Source organism: Bradyrhizobium pachyrhizi (assembly GCF_029714545.1).
Classification (GTDB): domain Bacteria; phylum Pseudomonadota; class Alphaproteobacteria; order Rhizobiales; family Xanthobacteraceae; genus Bradyrhizobium; species Bradyrhizobium pachyrhizi.
In genome coordinates, this window is record NZ_CP121667.1 from 6,509,128 (window position 1) to 6,526,803 (window position 17,676).

Here is a 17,676-nt window from a genome sequence, read left to right on the forward strand (position 1 = left end):
GCCGGACGAGCTATGCGCCGGGGCATAATTGTCAATGCAAACATTGGTTAACCCCGGCCGCGCCGACGATATGTCACATAGGAGAAGTCGGCACTGTCGTCCGGACCTGCCGGATTTCGCACGCGCGCCACCTCGTCCCACTGCTGCGCATCGATTTTGTCGAACCGCGTGTCGCCGTCCGGCCGGGTATGGACCTCGGTGATCTCAAGGCGATCGGCGGTGCCCATCCATTGCGCGTAGATTTCCGCGCCACCGATGACGGCAATCTCAGTGGCGAAACGCCGCAGCGCGTCGCCAAGCGCAATGGCGCGGGCGTTTTCAAACGACGTCGTGACGATGGCGCCGCGCGCGCGGTAGTTCGCATCGCGCGTCACCACGATGTTGGTGCGGCCCGGCAGCGGCCTGCGCAGGGATTCGAAGGTCTTGCGCCCCATCACGACGGGCTTGTTCAGCGTAATCGCCTTGAAACGCTGCTGGTCGGATTTCAGCCGCCACGGAATGGCGTTGTCGCTCCCGATCACGCCGTTCTCGGCGACCGCAACGACGAGCACGATCTCCATCAGCGCGCCCCTTCCGCGAGAGCCGACAGCGCCTCGCCGGAGACGCGGCAAATCGTCCATTCGTCCATCAACTCGGCGCCGAGCGACTTGTAGAACGCGATCGACGGCGCGTTCCAGTCGAGCACCGCCCATTGCAGGCGCGACCAACCATTGGCGAGGCATTGCTTCGCCAGATGCATCAAAAGCGCCTTGCCGATGCCCTTGCCGCGCAGCGCCGGACGCACGAAGAGGTCTTCGAGATAGATGCCGTGACGGCCGGCAAAGGTCGAGAAGTTGACGAACCAGACCGCGAAGCCGGCAGGCTCGCCGTTCCATTCCGCGATGTCGCAATAAAGCCGCGGATTGGCGCCGAACAGCGCGTCAGCGATGTCGGCCTCGCTGGCGTGAACCTCATGCAGAAGCTTTTCGTATTCGGCGAGTTCGCGGACCAGCGAGAACACCAGTCCGGCCTCATCGGGCCGCGCGCGGCGAATCGTCAGCGACATTCAATCCCTCGGACCGCAACTCATACCGCGACCTCGGCCTTGATGTGCGGATGCGGGTCGTAACCTTCGAGTTTGAAGTCCTCGTAGCGGAACGCGAAGATATCCTTCACGTCCGGATTGATCGCCATCGTCGGCAGCGGTCGCGTCGGCCGCGTCAACTGCAGGCGCGCCTGCTCGAGATGGTTCGAGTAGAGGTGCGCGTCGCCGAGCGAGTGCACGAAATCGCCGGGCTTCAGCCCGGTCACCTGCGCGACCATCATGGTCAGCAGCGCATAGGAGGCGATATTGAAGGGCACGCCGAGGAAGACGTCACCCGAGCGCTGATAGAGCTGACAGGACAATTTGCCGTTCGCGACATAAAACTGGAACAGGCAATGGCACGGCGGCAGCGCCATCTTGTCGACCTCGGCCGGATTCCAGGCGCTGACGATCAGCCGCCGCGAATCCGGATTGCGCTTGATCATCTCGACCACGCCAGCGATCTGGTCGATGCTGCGGCCATCCGGCGCGGGCCACGACCGCCATTGCGAGCCGTACACCGGACCGAGGTCTCCGTTGGCGTCGGCCCATTCGTCCCAGATCGTGACGCCGTTGTCGTTGAGATATTTGATGTTGGTGTCGCCGGCGAGGAACCAGAGCAGCTCGTGCACGATCGCCTTCAGCGGCAGCCGCTTGGTGGTCAGCATCGGGAAGCCGGCCGCGAGGTTGAAGCGCATCTGATGACCGAAGATCGACAGCGTCCCGGTGCCGGTGCGGTCGTGCTTCTCGGCGCCGTCGGCGAGGATGCGTTCGAGCAGGTCGTGATACTGGTTCATGGCGTCTGTTTCGGGCTTTCGAGAGAACGACCAATGTAGCGGCCAAGGCCGCCGGTCGGCACGCTGATTCGGCTGAACGTACCGATTATACCCTGAAAAATGAGCACTCCGCGCCAAACGACAAGGGGCGGAACTCGCGTCCCGCCCCTATCCTATCCACTTGATTGTACTGGATTAAGTTGCCGGCTTGAGCACCGGCGTCCACTTCGCGATCTCGTTCTTGACGAGGGTCGCAAGTGCCTCCGGCGTACGGTTGACGGGTGCCGGGATCACGCTGCCGAGGTCGAGCAGGCGCTTGCGGACATTCTCATCGTCAAGCGCCTTGATGGCCGCGGCATTCAACGTGGCGATGATGGCGGGCGAAGTTCCCTTTGGCGCGAAAATCGCGTTCCAGGCCTGGGCCTGGAAGGCCGGCAAGCCGGCTTCCGTCGTGGTCGGCACATTGGGCAGCGACGGGTTGCGCTCGGGTGTGGCGACCGCATAGGCCTTGATGGTGCCGGCGTTGATCTGCGGCACCGCGTTGACGATCTGGTCGCACATGTAGTCGACCTGGCCTGCGACCAGCGCATTCATGGCCGGGCCGGTGCCGTTGAAGGGCACGCCGACCGGCTTGACGCCGAGGATCGAGTTCAGGAGCTCGCAGGAGGCGTGCGAGACCGAGCCGATGCCGGCATGCGCGGCGTTGACCTTCTCGGCATTGGCCTTCACGTAGGCGACGAATTCCTTGAGATCCTTCGGCGGGAAGTCCTTGCGGGCAAGGATCAGGATCGGCGTGCCGGCGAGCAGCGCGACGGGCTCGAAATCCTTTTCCGGGTGATAGGCAAGCTTCGGATAGAGCGGCACAGAGGCGGCGTGCGTGCCCATATGCCCTGTGATCAACGTATAGCCGTCATTGGCGGCACGTGCGGCGCGCGTCGTCGCGGTGGTGCCGCCGGCGCCGACCACGTTCTCGATCACGATGCTCTGTCCCAGCGTCTGCGCCATGTGCGCGGTGACGATGCGCGAAACGACGTCGGTCGGGCCGCCGGCTGTGAACGGCACGATCATGGTGATGGTGCGGGTCGGATAATTTTGCGCAGACGCCGGTACGGCGAATGCGCCGAGCGCGACAAATGCCGAAAGGCATGCGCCCGCAAGCGAGCGAATGGACATCATCTCAATTTCCTCCCGGGAACGTTTGACCAATAAAAATGCCGGCCAAATCGGCCGGCATTTTCATTTCACGGGACGACATCGAGTGTCGATTCGACTTCCGCCTGCGGCGCGGCGACGCGGGGCCGGCAGCTCGCTCAGCCCTCGGACTCCACGAACACTTCGTCGCGCTTGGCACGCAAGGTCGGCAGCACGGCCAGCACCAGGAGACCCGCCGCGATCGCCAGCAGCACCGCCGACAGCGGCCGCGAGACGAACACGCTCCAGTCGCCGCGCGAGATCAACAGCGCGCGACGCAGGTTCTCCTCCATCAGCGGGCCCAGCACCATGCCGAGCAACAGCGGCGCCGGCTCGAAATCATGCTTGATCAGCCAATAGCCGACGAGGCCGAACACGCCTGCGAGCACGACGTCGACCGGCGCGTTGTTCACCGAATAGATGCCGATCGCGCAGAACACCACGATCGAGGGGAACATCAGCCGGTACGGCACGCGCAGCAGACGGACCCAGATGCCCACCAGCGGCAGGTTGATGATGATCAGCATCAGATTGCCGATCCACATCGAGGCGATCATGCCCCAGACCAGATCGGGCTGCTTCTGCATCACCTGCGGACCCGGCACGATGCCATGGATGGTCATCGCGCCGACCATCAGCGCCATCACCGCGTTCGGCGGGATGCCGAGCGTGAGCAGCGGGATGAACGAGGTCTGCGCCGCGGCGTTGTTGGCGCTTTCCGGCGCCGCCACGCCCTCGATCGCGCCGCGGCCGAACCGCGACGGATTTTTTGCCAGCTTCTTCTCCAGCGTATAGGCCGCGAACGACGCGATCACGGCGCCGCCGCCCGGCAGGATGCCGAGGATCGAGCCGAGCACGGTGCCGCGCAGGATCGCCGGCGTTGAATCCGCGATGTCCTTCCTGGTCGGCATCAGGCCGGTGATCTTTTGCTGCACCAGGTTGCGGTTCATCTCGGCGCCGTGGTCGAGGTTGCGGATGATCTCCGCGAAGCCGAACACCCCCATCGCCACGGTGGCAAAGCCGAGACCGTCGGCGAGTTCGGGGATGTTGAAGGCCATGCGCGAGGCGCCGGTCTCGATGTCGGAGCCGACCATCGACAGCAACAGCCCGAACACGATCATCGCGATCGCCTTCAGCACCGAGCCCTTGGCGAGCACCACCGCGAAGATCAGGCCGAGCACCATCAGCGAGAAATATTCGGCCGGGCCGAACGCCAGCGCGAGCTTGGTCAGCGGCGCGCCGAGCACGGCGATCAGCACGGTCGCGACGCAGCCGGCGAAGAACGAGCCGATCGCGGCGATCGCCAGTGCCGGACCGGCGCGGCCCTGCTTGGCCATCTGGTGGCCGTCAAGCGCGGTGACCACCGAGGTCGCCTCGCCCGGAATATTGACCAGGATCGAGGTGGTCGAGCCGCCATATTGCGCACCGTAATAGATTCCGGCGAGCATGATCAGCGCACCGACCGGCGGCAGGCCGAAGGTGATCGGCAGCAGCATGGCTACTGTGGCGATGGTGCCGATGCCCGGCAGCACGCCGACCAACGTGCCGACCAGCGCGCCGACCAGGCACATCAGAAGGTTGATCGGCGAGAATGCGACCGCGAAACCGTGGGCGAGATTGGCGAACAGTTCCATCACGCCCTCACTGGATCAGGAAACGCGGGAACATCGGCATCGGAAGTCCCAGCACATAGGGGAAAAGCAGCGCGCAGCCGAGGGTCAGACAGGCGCCGACAATGACGGCCTCGACCAACTTCGTCTCCTGCGAGCCCATCGCCGCGATCATGAAGGCGGCAAAGGCGGAGACCACAAGCCCGAGCGGCCGGATCGCCAATGCGAAGAACACGATTGCGGCGGATACGAACAACGGGCCGCGCCAGGAATAGGCCGCGATATGCGGGCCGGCCTGCAGAACTCCCATCAGCGCGACACCACCGCCGAGCAACAGCAGCAGCACGGCGAACATGCGCGGCGCGGTTCCGGCGCCGAACGAAAATCCGTGCATACCCTGCAAATCGCTCGAGGCCCACAAGGCAAACAGCGCAACCGCCATCATGGCGAGCCCGCCGACAAAATCCTGCGGACCGCGCACCCATTTCGGCAAGATCGATTTGACCGGCGCCTCGCTCGGCGTATCGCTCATGACTTCGCTTCCCCCGTCAGGGCTGTCCCGCCCGTTTTGATTGAATGGCTTGGTTTGTGGTGCGTTGACCGAAAGCCTTGCTAGCGATTTTCGTCAGATAACGCCAGCGAAACCCAAGAGGCCTCCGGCCAGCAACATCCACAAAGGGTTGATCCGCGTCGCAAAAGCAAGCGCGGCCGCGACAATGGTGATCAGAACCGCGATCCAACTTTGGTCTGAGGTCTGCGCCACGATCAGGCCGGACGCCGCCATCAGACCGATCGACAGCGGAACCAGTGCCGCCTGGATCATCGCCGGCCAGCGCGCGTCGCGCGAGCGATCGAGGAAACGGCTCACATAATAGGCAAGCAGCGCGGTCGGTCCGCACATCGCCACCGTCGCGGCCAACGCCCCGGCGACGCCCGCGACAGAATAGCCGATCAAGGTCACGATCAGCACGTTCGGCCCCGGCGAGAGCTGCGAGATCGCGAATACGTCGGCGAACTGCTTGTCGGTCAGCCAGTGATGCACATCGACGGCGGCACGGTGCATTTCGGGAATCGCCGAATTGGCGCCCCCGACCGCAAACAGCGACATCAGGCCGAAGGTCCAGACCAGCGCCGCGATCGGGTTGGACTCCGAGCTCATGCCCGCACCATGCGGCGCGCCAGGACCGTCGTCGCAATGCTGAGCGGGATCGCCACCAGCAGCACGATCTGGAGCGGCCAGCGGATCAGTCCGATCGCGACGAAAACCGCAGCCAGAATGACGAGGCTCGTGACGTCGCGCCGCTTCAGGAGCGGCATCATCATCTTGAAGACGACGGCGAACAGCAGCCCGACCGCGGCGCAGGCGACGCCGGCGAGCGTCCGGCGCAGCACGTCGATGTCGCCGTAACGGGCATAGAGCGCGGCAAGGATGGTCGCGATCACCATCGGCGGCCCGACCAGCCCGGCGAAGGCCGCGAGCCCGCCGGCTATGCCGCGAAAGCGCGAGCCGAATACGACCGACAGGTTGACGATGTTCGGACCTGGCAGGAAATGGCACAGCGCGAAGGTCTCGTTGAACTCCTCCGCGGTCATCCAGCGGTGCTGCTCGACGATCGAGCGCCGGGCCCAGACCAGAACCCCGCCAAAGCCGGCCAGCGACATCTTGGCAAAGGCCAGGAACAGCTCGAGCAGGCCGGGCTGATGGGGCGGCGATGGTGCGGAGGCATCCGGCGCCGGGGCGGCAACCGGCGGAGATTCCGGGGGCATGGGCAAAACCTAGAACGGCGCCGGGAAAGCGCCAAGACCCTGGCCAACCCGAAATCGGTGGGTTTCACAGCCGAAAGGGCCTGAATCGGCTCTGTTTTTCTAAGACTTTGCCGCTATATTGGGGGTGCCGGTTCGCCGGCTATGGAAATAAATGACCGTCGCAATAAACCATTCGGACCCGGGGGCGGTACCCGGCGCCTCCACCAAAACCCATCCGTCACGGTGGCTTTCGGCGGGGGCGAAATAGGATCGACGAGGGCGTAAAGGGCGTGTTTTTTCTCGGTATGGTTCCGCCGACATCGGGCCAATGCAATAGTTGCCAACGACAACTTTGCTCCGGTTGCTCAGGCTGCGTAACGCAGTTTGAAAGACCATCTTAAAGTCCTAGCGGGTTAAGCTCCGCTAGGCGGGGTTCGGAGGCACCTGGCAACAGAAGCCTCCACTTTATCCCTTGTCTCCCAATCGGGCGTCCGCCCGCATTTCAGCTGCCAGCCCTGCTGATTTCCGGCTCCCGGCGGGGTAGCATGGCAAAAGGGCGAGTCGGACGGTCCGGCGCCGCCCAGGCGGGCATTTTCGAAGCGACAGGATAACCATGGCGACCGATCACATCCGATATGACGTGCTGGCGCGCGATGCGCTGCGCGGGGTGCTGCGCCGGGTGTTGTCCGACGCCGCCGAACATGGCCTGCCGGGCGAGCATCATTTCTACATCACCTTCCTGTCGCACGGCGACGGCGTGAAGCTGTCGTCCCGGCTACTCGCGCAGTATCCGGAGGAGATGACCATCATCCTGCAGCACCAGTTCTGGGATCTGGTGGTGACGGAGGATCGCTTCGAGGTCGGCCTGTCGTTCGGCGGGATTCCCGAGCGGCTGACCGTGCCGTTCGCCGCAGTGACGCGCTTCCTCGATCCGTCCGCGCCGTTCGATTTGCGCTTCGATGTCTCGGACGCACTGTCCGAAGAAGCCCCTCCCGCCACGGCGCCGGCCTCTCCCCTGCCCGCCCCCCGGCCCACGCAGCGGCCGAGACCGAGAATGCCGAGACCGAGCAGGAGCCCACGAAGCCCAGCGAAGGCGCCGAGGTCGTGCGGCTGGACCGCTTCCGCAAGAAATAATCTAAGCGCCGATCACGCCTCGACCTTGTAGGATGCTTGTCGGGATCGGGATGACAAATCGTCGTCCCAGCCTACTTCTGCATGAACGTGCCCTTCGCGTGGACGCTGTCGCGTTGCCGCGCCGGGCCACGTTTTGATGACCCAACGGCAAGCATCCACGGAAAGCATGATGGCTCGATCGACGATCCCCTCCAAGGCAAAGACCCGCGGCGAGACCGACAGCTTCGGTCCGATCGACGTTCCCGCGGACCGCTATTGGGGCGCGCAGACCGAACGCTCGCGGCAGAATTTCAAGATCGGCCACGACCGCATGCCGATCGCGATCGTCCATGCACTCGGCATCGTGAAGCTTGCGGCTGCGGAGACCAATCGCGAGCTCGGCCAGCTCGATGCGCGCCGCGCCGGCGCCATCATCCGCGCAGCGAAGGAAGTGATCGAAGGCAAGCTCGACGACAATTTCCCCTTGGTGGTCTGGCAGACCGGCTCGGGCACGCAGAGCAACATGAACGTGAACGAGGTGATCGCCAACCGCGCCAACCAGATGCTCGGCGGCGAGCTTGGCGCCAAGAAGCCGATTCATCCGAACGATCACGTCAACATGAGTCAGTCGTCGAACGACTCGTTTCCGACCGCGATGCATATCGCCGCAGCGAGCCGCATCGTCGCCGATCTGATTCCGGCACTCACCGAACTGCATCGCGCGTTGCGCAAGAAGGAGAAGGCGTTTGCCAAGATCGTCAAGATCGGGCGCACCCACACCCAGGATGCGACGCCGTTGACGCTCGGCCAGGAATTCTCCGGCTACGCCGCGCAGGTCGAGAGCGGCATCGCGCGGCTGCGCGTCGCGGTGAAGGATCTGTTTCCGCTCGCGCAGGGCGGTACCGCCGTCGGCACCGGCCTCAACTCGAAGCCGCGATTTGCGAAAACCTTCGCGCGGCACGTCGCCAAAATCACCAAGCTGCCGTTCACCAGTGCGGCCAACAAGTTCGAGGCGCTGGCTTCCAACGACGCCTATGTGCTGGTGCACGGCGCGATCAACTCGGTGGCGACCGGCCTGTTCAAGATCGCCAACGATATCCGCTTGCTCGGCTCGGGCCCGCGCTCGGGCCTCGGCGAGTTGATCCTGCCTGAGAACGAGCCGGGCTCGTCGATCATGCCGGGCAAGGTCAATCCGACCCAGTGCGAAGCCATGACCATGGTCTGCTGCCAGGTGTTCGGCAATCAGACCACGATCACCGTCGCCGGCAGCCAGGGCCATTTCGAGTTGAATGTGTACAAGCCTGTGTTGGCATATTGTATGATAAATTCCATCCAGTTGCTGTCTGACGTTGTCCGCTCATTTACTGAGCATTGCGTTGTCGGAATACACGCCGACGAAAAGCGCATCAACGAACTGATGCAGCGCTCGCTGATGCTGGTCACCGCACTCGCGCCGAAGATCGGTTACGACAACGCAGCCAAGGTCGCCAAGTCGGCGCATGCGCGCGGAACGACGCTGAAGGAAGAGGCTTTGCGGCTCGGATTTGTTTCCGCGGATGAATTTGATCGCCTCGTGCAGCCGGACAAAATGACACACCCGGGCTAACGCGCAGCGCGCATTGTCCGGATAATTACGGTCAGCGCGCGTGATATAATTATGGATCATAACGCCTAAAGACTAAGGCGCGTTACCTATGAGCTCTGCGCTGGCGCATGGTACAGACGTCTAGTTTTCGCAGAGCGAAACGGATTCTTTGATGCTATCAGAGCATCAAACGGGGATTCGGGATGGATATCGAGCCGAGCGCGTAGCGCAATTGCTCTTGCTTTCGTCACGATGCATCACCAATTCCGCTCTGGGGACGATGAGGACGACGAGCATGGGCGACGTGGTCAACTTGAAACGATTCAAGAAGCGCGGTGAGCGCGAACAAGCAGCGAAGCAGGCCGAAGCCAATCGTGCGCTATTCGGTCGCACCAAATCCGAACGAGCGCGTGACGAATTCCTCGGCGAGCGCAACGCGCGCGTGCTCGATCAGCACCGCATCGAAAATGGAGACGCATCATGAAGTCTCCCGTCGTCAAGCGCTCGATCGTCGTCGCCGGACACAAGACCAGCGTCAGCCTCGAAGAAGCCTTCTGGAATGGCATGAAGGAGATTTCCGGTCTGCGGAACATGACGCTGTCGGAGTTGGTCGGCGAGATCGACAACAATCGTCAGCAGGGCAATTTGTCCTCCGCGATCCGGCTGTTCGTGCTCGACTACTTCCGCTCGCGAGCCACGCCGGCGGTGCCCACGGATGTCAGGCCGCAACAGGTCGACACGCGTCAGCAGGCCTGACGGCCTCTCCGACCGTCGCCACCAGTAGACGGTCGTTCCGCTGCGCGGGCTCAGCATGAAGGTCAATCGGATCGTCGCGAACGTTGCGGCACCGGACACAGCGGCAGCGAAGTCGTTCTATCGCGACGTGCTTGGCCTCGAGCCACTGATGGATTTCGGTTGGGTTGCGACTTACGGCTCATCCGAAACAATGCAGGCTCAAATCAGCTTCGCTTCCGAAGGTGGTTCCGGCACGCCGGTGCCTGATCTCTCCATTGAGGTTGACGATCTCGACGAGGCCCTGCGCCGAATGAAGGCAGCCTGCATCACGATCGAATACGGACCGGCGGACGAGCCGTGGGGCGTGCGACGTTTCTTCGTCCGCGATCCCTTCGGCAAGCTGATCAATATTCTGCAGCACCGATCATGAGCCAGAGCTTCGTTTGACGGGCTTTCTTGACGCAAACCGGTGCCCACTTCGCTTGAAAGCGCGTTTAGTTCTGCAGCGCCGGCCGCTGCGGTGGATTGGCGACCTGCGGCGTCAGCGACAGCGGCGGCCGCAGCGGCTTTGGTGGCCTGGCCGCGCCGGGCGCCGGCTTGACCTCGATCGGCGGTGGCAGCGGCGCCAGCTGCGGCTGGCTCGCAACCGACGCGGGCGGCGCAATGGCGGGTGCGGTGGCGACCGGCGGGACAGTCGGCGGCCGCGGCGCCACGATCTTCGGCTTCGCCGGCACGCGGCGCGGGTCAGGGCCAGGCCCAGGCAAGTTGGCGGAAGGCACTCCCGCCGAATTGGGGTTGGATGCATCCGGAGCCGGCTCGGCCGGATGCGGAAGCGCCGTTTGGGTCGGCGGCGGCGCCGGTTCGCCGCGCTCGATGGCGTCAAGCCGCTTGGTCTCCCGATCGATCGCGCGCACCGCAAGCCACGACGACAGCGCCGCAATGTCGATACTGCGCGACAATCCGTCGGGCGTGCCCACGGCAAGCAGCTGGATTTCCGGTCGGCTGTTGGCCGTGCCGACCTGCGTCGATGCCAGGGCAGCGCGGATGTCGGCCTGGTCGGCCGGAATGTCGTAGCCGCCGGATACGATCGCATTGGCGCCGTTCGCCGCGAGCGTGGTGGCGCCGACCCGGAGGCGGCCGTCGCGGATGTTGAAGGGAATTTGCGCCGAAGCAATCGACAGCGCGCCGCTCGCGAGCACCGGTTCGACGATCTGCCGCAGCCGCGTGTCGTCGGTCGCCTGCCCGGAATCGCTGGCGCGGATCGCAACTTCGAAGGCGCGCGGATCGAGGCCCGGAAGGCTGAGCCCCTCCAGCGTCACGGTGCCGCTGCCGGACAGCGCGCCGGTCAACGCCGAGGCACTGCGGCCCTGCGTCAACAGCGTCATCTGCATCGAGGCGCGTCCCTTGGGCATCGCGAGACTGCGGTAGTGCAAGGCTGAACTGTCGATGCCGGACAGCTGCACATTGGCGCTGAGCGCAAGTCCGTTGGCGCCCTGTCGCGCATCGATGGTGGCAGTCGCCTCGCCGCCGCCGATCTTGCCCTTGATGCCGTCGAAGGTCAGCGACTGCCCGTCCGATCTGATGGTGCCTCTGACCGGCTGCAGCTCGGCGCCACCCGGCAGCAGGCCATGCAGCGCTTCGAACGTGACCTTGCCGCGCCAGGCGCTCGTGAGGCCCTGGCCGAGCGGCTCCGTCGCATCGTGACCTGCCGCGCCGATCGCGGCCGCGAAAATCGGCGCCAGCGTGATCTGATCGAGACCGACTTCGCCGTCGACGCTTTTCTGATCGGCGAGCGTCAGCGCCAGATGGCCGCGCAGCCGTGAACCGGCGATGATGCTGTCGAGATCGTCGAAGGTCAGCCTGTCGCCCGCGAGCGTCAGTTTCGACGACAGGCGGATACTTGCGACCGGGTCGGCTGGTTTCAGATTGAGCAGCGGACTGATGTCGGCGCTGCGAACGCGGAGGCTAATGCTCGATTTGCTCTCGCTGGCCCCATCCTTGGTCCAAGGCTCCGCGGTCCCTTCGGCATCCGCGTCCAGCCCTGCGCCCCAGAGCCTTGCCTTCAGCCGCAACGGCGCGCGCCACGCGCCGATCGCCGTGCCCTCGAATTGCGTCGAACCGGCACCGGCTGCGACCGCATGGTCAAGCCCAAGCAGCGCCAGCAAAGCGTTGCCATCGCCTGCCGAGAATTTCGTCTCCGCTGCAACCTCGTTGCGGCGAAGTGCATCGAAATCCAGCGCACGGATCGCGGCCACCTGCGGCGTCGCCGAGATCACCGTGTTGCCCTTGAGCTGCGGCGTGTCGAGATCGAGCGTCGCGCGCGCGCTGACGCGATCGGCCGCCTTGCCCTTGCCGAGGTCGAGCGCGAGCCTGGCGCGAACCGGGCCGGCATCCGCGCGGAGCACGGCAAGCCGCGCGGCCAGCGCCGGCGCGAACGGCTGAACCACAGCGGTCAGCCGGCCAAGCGACGCGGCGGTCGCGTCGACCGCGAGCTTGCCGGTCGAATTAGCGCGGTCGAAATCGCCGCTGCCGTCCAGCGTGACATTGTCGGGCTGACCGATCTTGACGCGCTCGAGCACGATATTCTTTGGGCTATAGGCGATCTTCGCCAGCAGCGGCCGCAACTCCTGCCCGGAAGAGACCGCGCGCCCGACGTCGAGCGACAGCTGCGCCTCGTCGGGCCATTCGCCTTGCGGACCGGCCAGCGAGCGGATCAATGCCGCGGTCGCGTCGAGATCGAGCCGCTCCGCCTTCAACTGCGCCTCGACCTTCGAGCCGCTGGTCGCCTCGCGGTGCGTAACCGCGACGCGGCCCTCGAGCGTGCCGCCCTCGATCTCCGCCTTCATCGCGTCGATCGAAAAGCCTGATGGCGACACCATGACGTCGCCGCGCAACCGCAGCGGCTTCTGGCTGCGATAGGTGACGTCGCCGCGCCCCTGCAGCCAGGTCATCAGCGCGTCGGGATCGGACGATTCGATGTTGAGCGCGGTCTTGAAGCTGTTCGCCGCTCCAGCTTGCGCGCTGGCACCGCTCATCGAGACACGCGTGGATCCCGGCGCGCGAAATTCCAGCCGGCGCACCGTCCAGGATTTCGCATCCGATCGCAGCTCCGCCGAGATGTCCTGCAACGGACGGCCGCCGAGCATGATCTGCTCGGACGCCAGCTCCAGCTGCGCCGGTATCGGGCTTTGCGGAAGACCCGACAACACCGCGCGCATGGCCGGCAGCACGCGGACCGGCTCGACATTGCCATTGCTGCCGTCCTTGGCGCTGTCCTTGGCGGCGAACTTGTCGCCGTCGAGCTGCCGCGCCGTAAGCGAGGCGCGCAGCAGCGGCGACGCACCGAAACGCAGATCGCCGTTGCCGGCGAGCTTCAGCGCACGGTCCTCTGCGCCATAGCTCAATTCGATCTGGTCGAGCCGTGCCGTCGAATAGTCCGATTTCACCTTGGCCGCGATCCGCCATGGGGGCGCATCGCCGCCGCGCTGACCGGGCGCCCCCGCCAGCGTCAGCATGCCCTCGAACCGCGGCGCGCGAGCCTCGAAGGTCAGGATGCCGTCGAGATCGGCCGACACCGGCCGCTGCCCGGGATCGATGCTGAAGTGCAGGCGGGTGCCGCTGCCATCGGCGCTTTGCCCCGAGGAGACCCGAAACGGGTAACGGTTGCCGTCGAACATGAAATTGCCGTCACCGCGGATTGCACCGGCAAGCGAGCGGACGTCGCCGCTGAAGGCAATGTCGTTCAGCTCGAGCGTGCTGCGGCTCGCGGCATCATGCAACGCGATGCGGCCGGTCAGGTTGAGCCGGTCGATCGCCAGCGAAGCGAGGTTGAAGCTCCCGCTCGACGGCGACCAGTCGATGCGCCCTTTCGGGTCCAGCCCGAGATCGAGCGACACGCCGTTGATGGTGAGCTCGTTCGCGCGCCACTCGCCACGCATCAGCGAGCTCAGGCTGAACTCCACGTCGAGATTGGCGGCCCGAATCTTGCCGAGGTCGTTGGCGCCGCCGACAGTGACCGTCTTCAACCGCAGCGAGGGCGCCGGCAGCAGCCGCGCGTCGAGATTGCCGGCGACGCGAATCGGCACGCCGATGATCTTGGACGCCTCCGCCTCGAACTGCGGCCGGAACTGGTTCCAGTCAACGAAATATGGACCGACCAGCGCCGCGACCAGTGCAAGAATGAAGGCAATTGCCAGGCCGAGCAGCGTCGTCTGCACGGTGTCTCCCTTTGAGCCAGCTCCGGGGCAGCCTCCTCATGCTGAACCCTTTGCCAACCTCTGGCCGGAGCAACCCAAATATAGAGACAAGTACGGCGAAGTCACAGCCGGTTTACTGCCGGGACTCTGGACAGATGGTTGATTTCCCGTTCAAGCGTGCGTGTGCCGGCCCCGCCGCGGATCGCTGACCCGCGGGAACGTCACCAGCTCGCCGGCAGCCGCTTCAGCCCGCGCAGCACGAAGGTCGGCCGCCACTCCGGATTTTCCGCGTCATCGAGCCGCAGGTCGGGAATCCGGCGCAGCAGTGTCGAGATCGCGATCTCGGCCTCGATCCGCGCCAGCTGGGCGCCGAGGCAGAAATGGATGCCGCCGCCGAACGACAGCGGCTTGACGTTCGGCCGCCGGATGTCGAGCCTTTCGGGGTGATCGGGGTAGACAGCCTCGTCGTGATTGGCCGAGCCCAGGAGGCACAGCACGCTCTCGCCCTTCGGGATGCGCTTGCCACCGAGGTCGTCGATGTCCTCCAGCGCGACACGGCCGGTCAGCTGCACCGAGGAATCGTAACGCAGGAACTCCTCGATCGCATTGGTGATCAGGCCAGGATTGGCCTTCAGCAGCGCGAGTTGGTCCGGGTTGCGGAACAGCGCCAGCAGGCCGTTGCCGATCAGGTTCACAGTCGTCTCGTGGCCGGCGCCGAATAGCAGGATGATGTTGCCGGTCAGTTCCTCATTGGTGAGCTTCTGGCCGTCCTCTTCAGCCTGCACCAGCTGGGTGGTGAGGTCGTCGCCGGGCTGCTTGCGGCGCAGCTCGAACAGCTGATGGAAATACATCGCCGCCATCGCATTGGCGGCGTTGCCCTGCTTGATTTCTTCAGGCGTCAGCGGCACCGGCTCGAGGATGCGGCCGCCATCGCGCGAACCGTTGTAGAAGGCCTCGCGGTGTTCCTCGGGGATGCCGAGCATGTCGCAGATGATGGTGACCGGCAGACGGAACGCGAAATCCTCGATCAGGTCCATCTTGCCTTGCGGAATGATACGGTCGAGCGTCTCGTCGACGACGTGCTGGATGCGCGGCCGCATGTCCTCGACCCGCCGCGCGGTGAAGGCCTTGACGACAAGGCCGCGCAGGCGGGTGTGGTCGGGCGGATCCTGCTGCAGCATCCAGTGGCTCATGCTGCGGAAGACCGGCTCCTCCATGATCTTCGGACCGTAGCGGCGGATCGACCGTTCGGCAAAATCCTTGCCGAACCGCTTGTCGCGCAGCACGAGGCTCGCCTCGGCGTGCCGACTGGCAACGAAAGCGCCGTGCACATTGACATGCATCGGATCGAGGCGGCGCAGCCGCTCGTAATACGGATAGGGATTGCGAATGAATTCAGGCGCCAGCGGATTGAAAAGCGGCTCGCCGCTCGCCGGCTGAACTTGCTCGTTCATGGTGACCTCGTTCGCTCGCTACGCCGGTGCCCTAAAGCCTGGCGTGCCCTGGTGTCATCCTCAAGACCGCATCATCACGGATGCGGCTGTTCTGGTTCTGTCGAATGCAACTCGATACAGTCTTGTATCGAGTTGCATTGTGCCCTAAAATGCGCCGATGTCAAGGGTTCGAACCAGACCGACACGGGACGACACCTGCGAGAAGCTGTTCGAGGCGGCGGCGCGGGTGTTCGAGGAACAGGGCATCGGCGGCGCCAGTATCGAGGCGATCGCGGCCGCGGCGGGCTTCACCCGCGGCGCCTTCTATTCCAACTTCAAGAGCAAGGACGAGCTGATCTTCGCGATGCTCGAGGATCACGTCGAGCAATCGATCCGGCGCAATCTCGATTTGCTCGCCCGGCACAGGAACCTGGCCGACTTCCTCGAGGCGCTGCGCACCATGGATCGCAGCCGGCAGGATCCGCTCGGCCGCTCCCCGCTCCTGCACATGGAGATGATCCTGTTCGTGGCGCGCGCCGAGAAGCGCCGGCCCGAGCTCGCCAAACGCCTGCGCGCGCGACGCAAGCTGATCGCCGACATCGTCACGACTGCGCAGAAGAATAGCGGCCGGAACGGCAGACTCGATCCGGACTGGACCGGAGCGATCGTGCTGGCGCTGGAAGATGGTTTCCGCCTGCACCGCCTGATCGATCCGGAAACCACCCCCGCCGACAGCTGCCTGCGCGCGATCACCGACCTGCAGCGCGCAATCGGCGTTTCGGCGGCCTGACGCGTCAGGCCGCGCTTGCGACCTTGTGCATCTGTCCGGCGACGGCGCGGACCTTGCGGGGCGAGGCCTGCCAGATCGCAAATGCCGACAGCAGGCTGACGGCGATCCCGAGCAGGAAGGCGCTGGTATAGCTGCCCGAGAGATCATAGAGCTGGCCGGTGATCCAGGGGCCCGCAGCGCCGCCGGCGAGCGCAGCCAGCATCACGGTGCCGAAGATGCTGCCGTAATGCTTGCCCTGGAAGATCTCCAGCACCACCGGCCCCATCACCGAAGTCAGGCCATAGCCGAGCGCGCCCTGGGTGAAGACCATAAGATAGATCAACGCCATGCTCGGCCAGTATTTCAGCGCGGCGAGCGCGGCGAAGCAGATCACGAAGCCGAAGCAGGAGATCGCCCACACCCATTCCCGGCCGATGCGATCGGAAAGATGCCCGAGCCAGATCTGGCCGGGAATGCCGAGCAGGCTGACGACGCCAAGCGCCCAGACCCCGACATTGGAGCTGAAGCCGATGTCGAGCAGGAATTTGGTCTGATGCACCTGCACCGCGTACCAGATGTACAGGCCGCAGAAATAGCCGATCGCGATCCACCAGAACCGCGCGGTGCGCAGCGCACGCGACAGCGTCCAGTCTGTGCCAGCCCACACGGGGTCGACGATATTCGATGCCGGCCTGGCCGACGTCACCGTCGGCGCGGCATCGCCGTCCGGCTGCAGACCGATGTCCTCCGGCCGCTTGTGCAGCAAGAGATTGATCGGCGCCAGCACGACCAGCACCACGATCCCCATTGCGGTGCAGGCGGTGCGCCAACCGGTGTGCTCGATCATGTGCTGCACCCACGGCAGCAGCGTCACCGAGCCGATGCCGACGCCGGCAAAGGCGAGCCCGATCGCAAGTCCGCGGCGGCGGAGGAACCAGTTCGGCACGAACAGCGATTGTCCGGAATAGCCGAGGCAGACGCTGCCAGCGCCGACCAGCACGCCGATCGTGAGATAGAGGTGCCAGGGCTGCGTCGTCAGCGGCGCCAGCAGCAGTCCCGAGCCCATCAAGAGGACGCCAAGCTCCATCACCGCGCGCGGACCGCCGCGGTCCATCAACCGGCCGATCAGCGGACTTGCGATCGCCGAGGCGACAAAGCCGAACGAGAAAGCGCCCGCCGTAATGCCGCGCTCCCAGCCGAATTCCGAGATGATCGGCGGATAGAACAGCGAGAACGCCGTACGCGCGTTGACGCCGATCGCCATGGTGACGAAGGTCACCGCGACGATGATCCAGCCGTAGAAAAAGGGAAGTCGCATCGGAGGCAGCAGTCCATCCGCAACGGAACAGGCTGGACCGGCGCCGTAGCGGACTTTGGGCAGCCGGCAGCAGGCGCTGCCACCAGCCAGATTTCAGGACGACCTGGAGACAGAAGGGCCGACGCATCCGTCGGCCCTTGC

The 17,676-nt window shown here is 64.8% G+C and carries 16 protein-coding genes, 1 other RNA gene and 1 pseudogene; 7 read left to right on the plus strand and 11 right to left on the minus strand.

Going from position 1 to position 17,676, the window contains the following annotated elements; all coding sequences use genetic code 11:
* Positions 1-47 precede the first annotated feature (47 nt).
* The 8 genes from QA639_RS30980 to QA639_RS31015 all read right to left on the minus strand — a co-directional run bounded on the left by QA639_RS30980 (position 48) and on the right by QA639_RS31015 (position 6,407).
* Entirely contained in the window at positions 48-560 is a 513-nt protein-coding gene (locus tag QA639_RS30980) for a dihydrofolate reductase (RefSeq protein WP_283087960.1), read from the minus strand.
* Entirely contained in the window at positions 560-1,045 is a 486-nt protein-coding gene (locus QA639_RS30985) for a GNAT family N-acetyltransferase (RefSeq protein ID WP_050385430.1), read from the minus strand. Before QA639_RS30985 ends, QA639_RS30980 begins: the two co-directional genes overlap by 1 nt.
* Before the next feature lie 20 nt (positions 1,046-1,065).
* On the minus strand, positions 1,066-1,860 hold the full coding sequence (locus QA639_RS30990) for a thymidylate synthase (RefSeq protein ID WP_028332488.1): 795 nt from the start codon (positions 1,858-1,860) through the stop codon (positions 1,066-1,068).
* A gap of 174 nt (positions 1,861-2,034) precedes the next feature.
* Positions 2,035-3,015 (minus strand): tripartite tricarboxylate transporter substrate binding protein BugD, encoded by a 981-nt coding sequence (locus QA639_RS30995; RefSeq protein WP_283087961.1) that lies wholly within the window; start codon positions 3,013-3,015, stop codon positions 2,035-2,037.
* A gap of 134 nt (positions 3,016-3,149) precedes the next feature.
* Complete coding sequence (locus QA639_RS31000) at positions 3,150-4,664, minus strand: tripartite tricarboxylate transporter permease (RefSeq protein WP_028332490.1); 1,515 nt, start codon at positions 4,662-4,664, stop codon at positions 3,150-3,152.
* A 7-nt stretch (positions 4,665-4,671) separates the two neighbouring features.
* Positions 4,672-5,172, minus strand: coding sequence for a tripartite tricarboxylate transporter TctB family protein (locus QA639_RS31005; RefSeq protein ID WP_028332491.1), 501 nt, complete (start codon positions 5,170-5,172; stop codon positions 4,672-4,674).
* Positions 5,173-5,265: 93 nt separating this feature from the next.
* A complete protein-coding gene (locus tag QA639_RS31010) occupies positions 5,266-5,799 on the minus strand; it encodes a chromate transporter (protein ID WP_028332492.1) in 534 nt (177 codons plus the stop codon).
* The gene (locus QA639_RS31015) at positions 5,796-6,407 is read right to left on the minus strand and encodes a chromate transporter (protein WP_157348209.1); all 612 of its coding nucleotides are present in this window, start codon (positions 6,405-6,407) and stop codon (positions 5,796-5,798) included. The genes QA639_RS31010 and QA639_RS31015 overlap by 4 nt, the downstream gene beginning before the upstream one ends.
* 88 nt (positions 6,408-6,495) lie before the next feature.
* Between QA639_RS31015 and ssrA the strand changes: the two genes are divergently transcribed.
* The 6 genes and pseudogenes from ssrA to QA639_RS31045 all read left to right on the plus strand — a co-directional run bounded on the left by ssrA (position 6,496) and on the right by QA639_RS31045 (position 10,249).
* Positions 6,496-6,851: a transfer-messenger RNA gene (ssrA, locus tag QA639_RS31020) on the plus strand.
* A gap of 148 nt (positions 6,852-6,999) precedes the next feature.
* Positions 7,000-7,520: pseudogene (locus QA639_RS31025) on the plus strand (SspB family protein).
* 166 nt (positions 7,521-7,686) lie between these two features.
* Positions 7,687-9,105 carry a class II fumarate hydratase gene (fumC, locus tag QA639_RS31030; RefSeq protein WP_167350411.1) on the plus strand — a complete coding sequence of 473 codons (1,419 nt, stop codon included), beginning with the start codon at positions 7,687-7,689 and terminating at the stop codon, positions 9,103-9,105.
* A gap of 274 nt (positions 9,106-9,379) precedes the next feature.
* Positions 9,380-9,568: a DUF4169 family protein gene (locus QA639_RS31035; RefSeq protein WP_016841076.1), complete on the plus strand. Its 189-nt coding sequence runs from the start codon at positions 9,380-9,382 to the stop codon at positions 9,566-9,568.
* A complete protein-coding gene (locus tag QA639_RS31040; RefSeq protein ID WP_024580116.1) occupies positions 9,565-9,840 on the plus strand; it encodes a ribbon-helix-helix domain-containing protein in 276 nt (91 codons plus the stop codon). The genes QA639_RS31035 and QA639_RS31040 overlap by 4 nt, the downstream gene beginning before the upstream one ends.
* Before the next feature lie 55 nt (positions 9,841-9,895).
* On the plus strand, positions 9,896-10,249 hold the full coding sequence (locus QA639_RS31045; protein WP_028332496.1) for a VOC family protein: 354 nt from the start codon (positions 9,896-9,898) through the stop codon (positions 10,247-10,249).
* A 64-nt stretch (positions 10,250-10,313) separates the two neighbouring features.
* Here the strand turns inward: QA639_RS31045 and QA639_RS31050 are convergent, their stop codons facing one another.
* A complete protein-coding gene (locus tag QA639_RS31050; protein WP_283087962.1) occupies positions 10,314-14,036 on the minus strand; it encodes an AsmA family protein in 3,723 nt (1,240 codons plus the stop codon).
* A 200-nt stretch (positions 14,037-14,236) separates the two neighbouring features.
* The gene (locus tag QA639_RS31055; RefSeq protein WP_028332498.1) at positions 14,237-15,469 is read right to left on the minus strand and encodes a cytochrome P450; all 1,233 of its coding nucleotides are present in this window, start codon (positions 15,467-15,469) and stop codon (positions 14,237-14,239) included.
* 157 nt (positions 15,470-15,626) lie between these two features.
* On the opposite strand from QA639_RS31055, the gene QA639_RS31060 reads away from it, so the two are divergent.
* Complete coding sequence (locus tag QA639_RS31060) at positions 15,627-16,238, plus strand: TetR/AcrR family transcriptional regulator (protein ID WP_028332499.1); 612 nt, start codon at positions 15,627-15,629, stop codon at positions 16,236-16,238.
* A gap of 4 nt (positions 16,239-16,242) precedes the next feature.
* On the opposite strand, the gene QA639_RS31065 is transcribed toward QA639_RS31060, so the two are convergent.
* Positions 16,243-17,535: an MFS transporter gene (locus QA639_RS31065; protein ID WP_038377241.1), complete on the minus strand. Its 1,293-nt coding sequence runs from the start codon at positions 17,533-17,535 to the stop codon at positions 16,243-16,245.
* Positions 17,536-17,676: the final 141 nt, after the last annotated feature.